Source organism: Pseudonocardia sp. SID8383 (genome assembly GCF_009864975.1).
Lineage (GTDB): Bacteria > Actinomycetota > Actinomycetes > Mycobacteriales > Pseudonocardiaceae > Pseudonocardia > Pseudonocardia alni.
In genome coordinates this window covers 1-4,765 of the sequence record NZ_WWFY01000965.1, presented here as the reverse complement: position 1 = coordinate 4,765, position 4,765 = coordinate 1, and the positions used below count along the sequence as shown (strand labels likewise).

Genomic DNA, 4,765 nt, shown 5'->3' with positions numbered 1-4,765 from the left:
GACGGCGTCCTCGATGCGGTGCTTGCGCTCCTTGAGCTCGACCTCGGTCGCCGCGCCGGCCTTGATGACGGCAACGCCGCCGGCCAGCTTGGCGAGGCGCTCCTGGAGCTTCTCGCGGTCGTAGTCGGAGTCGGTGCGGTCGATCTCGGCGCGGATCTGGTTGACCCGGCCGGCGATCTGGTCGGCGTCACCGGCGCCGTCGACGATGGTGGTCTCGTCCTTGGTCACAACGACCTTGCGGGCGGTGCCCAGCAGGGACAGGTCGGCGGTGTCGAGCTTGAGGCCGACCTTCTCCGAGATGACCTCGCCACCGGTCAGGATGGCCATGTCGGCCAGCATCGCCTCGCGGCGGTCACCGAAGCCCGGGGCCTTGACGGCGACGGACTTGAAGGTGCCGCGGATCTTGTTGACGACCAGGGTGGCCAGGGCCTCGCCCTCGACGTCCTCGGCGATGATGGCGAGCGGCTTGCCCGACTGCATGACCTTCTCCAGCAGCGGGAGCAGGTCCTTGACGGTCGAGATCTTGGAGGAGACGAGGAGGACGTACGGGTCCTCCAGCTCGACCTCCATGCGCTCGGCGTCGGTCACGAAGTAGGGCGAGATGTAGCCCTTGTCGAAGCGCATGCCCTCGGTGAGCTCGAGCTCGAGCCCGAAGGTCTGCGACTCCTCGACCGTGATGACGCCTTCCTTGCCGACCTTGTCCATCGCCTCGGCGATGAGCTCACCGATCTGCGGGTCGGCGGCCGAGATGGAGGCCGTGGCAGCGATCTGCTCCTTGGTCTCGATCTCCTTGGCCGACTTCAGCAGCGCCTGGGAGACGGCCTCGGTGGCCTTCTCGATGCCGCGCTTGAGCGACATCGGGTTCGCGCCGGCGGCCACGTTGCGCAGGCCCTCACGGACCAGCGCCTGGGCCAGCACGGTGGCGGTGGTGGTGCCGTCGCCCGCGATGTCGTCGGTCTTCTTGGCGACCTCCTTCACCAGCTCGGCGCCGATCTTCTCCCAGGAGTCCTCGAGCTCGATCTCCTTGGCGATCGACACACCGTCGTTGGTGATGGTCGGCGCGCCCCACTTCTTCTCGAGCACGACGTTGCGGCCCTTCGGGCCCAGCGTCACCTTGACGGCGTCGGCGAGGGTGTTCATGCCCCGCTCGAGGCCCCGACGGGCCTCCTCGTCGAACGCGATCTGCTTCGCCATGGGGGTGTTGCCCTCCGATAGAGGTGAGTCGAGTGATCGGATGCGGTGCCCGCGACGGACGCCCGGCAACCCTGCGCCGGACTCACCGACCCGACCTTGGCACTCCACGGACACGAGTGCCAGTGGATGCTGAGCCCGTTTCTAGCACTCGCCCGTGGTGAGTGCAAGCGGACCCCGCCGGGCTGCGGGCCGTCCGCGACGGCGGGCAGGATGGGGCCATGAGCACCTGGTCGCAGGCCGGTCCGCGCACCGTCTCCGAGCACGCCGCCGCGGTCGCGGCCCTGCTGCCGCCGACCGGGACCGAGCCGGTCGCGCTGGCCGCCGCGAGCGGCCGGGTGCTGGCCGAGGACCTGACGGCGGGCGTCGCGCTGCCGCCCTTCGACAACTCCGCGATGGACGGCTACGCGGTCCGCGCGGCCGACCTCGCCGGCGCCTCGGCGGAATCGCCGGTGGAGCTCCCGGTCGCGGCCGACATCCCGGCCGGGCGCACCGACGTCCCCGCGCTGGCGCCGGGCACCGTGGCCAGGATCATGACGGGCGCCCCCGTCCCCGAGGGCGCGGACGCGATCGTGCCGGTCGAGCAGACCGACGCCGGTCCCGGCGGCGGGCTCGACCGCGTCCGGATCCACGAGGCGCCGCAGCCGGGCGCGTTCGTCCGCCGGGCCGGTGAGGACGCCGCGTCGGGTGCCGTCGTACTGCGGGCCGGGACGGTGCTGGCCGCGCCCCAGATCGGGCTCGCCGCCGCCGTGGGCCGGGCGGAGCTGCCGGTCCGCCGTCGCCCGCACGTGCTCGTGCTGTCCACCGGCTCGGAGCTCGTCGCCCCGGGTGGCACGCTGGCGCCCGGGCAGATCTACGAGTCCAACGGCACGATGCTCGCCGTCGCGGTCCGGGAGGCGGGCGCGACGGCCGAGCAGCTGTCCTTCGTCCCCGACGACGTCGAGCGGTTCCGTGCGGTGCTCGCGGAGAAGGTCGGCGACGGCGTCGACCTCGTCCTCACCTCCGGCGGCGTGAGCGCCGGCGCCTACGAGGTCGTCAAGGACGCCATGACCGGCCACGGCGTGGAGTTCGGCAAGGTCGCGATGCAGCCCGGCGGTCCGCAGGGCTGCGGCCGGCTCGAGCTGGGCGGGACCGAGGTCGCCACCGTCACCCTGCCCGGGAACCCGGTGAGCTCCCAGGTCTCGTTCGAGGTGTTCGTCCGGCCCGCGCTCCGGGCGGCGGCCGGGCACCCCGCACCGGCGCGGCCGGTGGTGACCGCCCGGCTGTCCGGGACGCTGTCCTCGCCCGCGGGGCGCCGCCAGTTCCGGCGCGGCCTGCTCGACGCCGCCGCCGGGACCGTGTCCGAGGTGGGGTCCACCGGGTCGCACCTGATCGCGGCGCTCGCCCGGGCCGACTGCCTGATCGACCTGCCCGCCGACACCACCTCCGTCGCCGACGGCGAGCAGGTCGCGGTCTGGCTGCTCGACGCCCCGTGACCCGGCGTCCGGTGGTCGCGGCCCGGCGCCGGGCGGTGACACGCGGAGCCGGGCGGGCGGCCAGGGCGTCCGGGCGTCGCGAGCAGGATCGCGCTCTGCGACGGACCCACCACTCGCGCGGACGTGCGGCTGCGCCGAAAGTGTGAGCTGGTTCATAGGCAGTCGGGGCAACGATCTCACCGCGCGCGACGTCCTAGGGGGTGTCCGTTCGGCCGAAAGAGGTAGATCACGGCGGACATCCGTCGTGATCTGGACTGCCGGTCGTCGGAGAGGAATACTTTCCGGTGTGGAGGGGTAGACCCTTTACAGCACAAGACCCACCGCCCGTCGCTGGGGAGCGGACGAGCGGTTCCAAGGCCGGGGTCGTCGTCTCGGGGGACGACGGCCCCGGCCCTTTGTGCTGCCCCCGACCGGCCCGCGGGGTCGCGCACCGCGGGCGGACGGCGTCGGGCACGAACCGACGATCCTGCCACCGGTTCCGTCCCGGCACGGGGACCCCCGGATCCTCGGCGTGTCCCGGTCGTCCCGCCGGACAGCCGTCCGCGGCGCCCGCGTAGCGTTGGTGATCCCCCACCGGAGCATCAGGAGCCGACGACCCACCATGGCCGAAGGAACCGGGACCTCCCCGACCCACATCGCCCGACTGGTCCGGGACGCGATCCCCCCGATGCACCCGGGCGGGCGTCCGATCGTCGCCGGTGTGGCGCTCGCCGCGGCGGGGGTGCGTGCCCTCACCGGCCGCGGCACCCTGCCGGGCCTGCTCGCCACCGCGGCCACCGCGCTGTTCTTCCGCGACCCCGTCCGGACCCCGCCGCTGCGCACCGACGCGGTGCTGGCCCCCGCCGACGGCGCGGTCGCCACCGTGACCGAGACGGTCCCGCCCGCCGAGCTCGACCTGCCGCGGGTCCCGCACACCAGGGTCTCGATCTTCCTGACCGTGCTGGACGTGCACGTCCAGTGGGTCCCGGTGCACGGCCGCGTCGCGCGGGTCCAGTACTCGCCCGGCACGTTCCTGTCCGCGGACCTGGACAAGGCGAGCGAGGACAACGAGCGCAACGCGATCACCGTGGTCCGCGCCGACGGCGTCGGGGTCGGGGTCGTGCAGATCGCCGGTCTGCTGGCCCGCCGGATCGTCTGCGCCCTGCGCGCCGGCGACGAGGTCGCCGCGGGCGAGCGGTTCGGCCTCATCCGGTTCGGCTCGCGCGTGGACACCTACCTCCCGCCCGGGACGACCGCGCTGGTCCGCCCCGGCCAGCGGACCGTGGGCGGGGAGACCGTGCTCGGCCTGGTGGCCGGGCCGGCGGAGCGCTGAGGTCGTGGGGATGTCCCGCCCCGCCGGCGGTTATCCCGCCGGCGTGCGGCTGCTGCCGAACGCGGTCACCGTCCTCAACCTCTGTGCGGGCCTGACCGCGGTCTACTTCGCGCTCCAGTCGCGCTTCGACTTCGCGATCATCGCCGTCCTGGTGGCCGCGCTCTGCGACGCCCTCGACGGAGGCCTGGCCCGGCTGCTCGACGCCTCCAGCCGGATCGGCGCCGAGCTCGACTCGCTGGCCGACCTGGTGTCCTTCGGTGTCGCCCCCGCCCTGGTCATCTACATCTGGGCGTTCGAGGGCACCCGGGCCGGCTGGATGGTGGCCCTGGTGTTCGCGGTGTGCATGGCGCTGCGCCTGGCACGCTTCAACACCCTGATCGACGACGACAGCGCCCCGCCGTTCGCCCGTGAGTTCTTCGTCGGCGTCCCGGCACCCGCGGCCGCGCTGACCGCGGGCATCCCGATCTATCTGTGGCTGCACTTCGGTCAGGGCTGGTGGTCGGAGCGGCCACTGGTCGCGGTGTGGGCGCTGGTCACGGCCGGGCTCATGGTCAGCCGCATCCCGACGTTGTCGCTCAAGACGGTCCGGGTCTCCCCCCGCGCCACCCGATGGCTGCTCGTCGGGGTGGCCGCGGTCGTCGCGATCCTGATCACGATCCCGTTCCTCGGGATCGCCGTCGCCGGACTCGCCTACCTGCTGCTCATGCCCTGGACGGCCTACCGCTACCGCTGGCTGTCGCGCCACCCCGAGGCGTGGGACGTGCCGACCCGCCAGCGCCGCGCCGTC

4 protein-coding genes are annotated in these 4,765 nt (G+C 73.4%); 3 read left to right on the top strand and 1 reads right to left on the bottom strand.

The features are described from left to right. A partial coding sequence (gene groL / locus GTW08_RS23030) for a chaperonin GroEL (protein ID WP_161152514.1) occupies window positions 1-1,194 on the bottom strand: 1,194 nt, incomplete at its 3' end. A 218-nt stretch (window positions 1,195-1,412) separates the two neighbouring features. Between groL and glp the strand changes: the two genes are divergently transcribed. The 3 genes from glp to pssA form a co-directional block, all read left to right on the top strand. Next, window positions 1,413-2,666 (top strand): gephyrin-like molybdotransferase Glp, encoded by a 1,254-nt coding sequence (glp, locus tag GTW08_RS23025; RefSeq protein WP_073576662.1) that lies wholly within the window; start codon window positions 1,413-1,415, stop codon window positions 2,664-2,666. 601 nt (window positions 2,667-3,267) lie between these two features. Continuing rightward, window positions 3,268-3,978 (top strand): phosphatidylserine decarboxylase, encoded by a 711-nt coding sequence (locus GTW08_RS23020; protein ID WP_073576661.1) that lies wholly within the window; start codon window positions 3,268-3,270, stop codon window positions 3,976-3,978. Window positions 3,979-3,988: 10 nt separating this feature from the next. Then, window positions 3,989-4,765 (top strand): CDP-diacylglycerol--serine O-phosphatidyltransferase (pssA, locus tag GTW08_RS23015; RefSeq protein ID WP_161152513.1); only part of this gene is annotated, 777 nt, incomplete at its 3' end.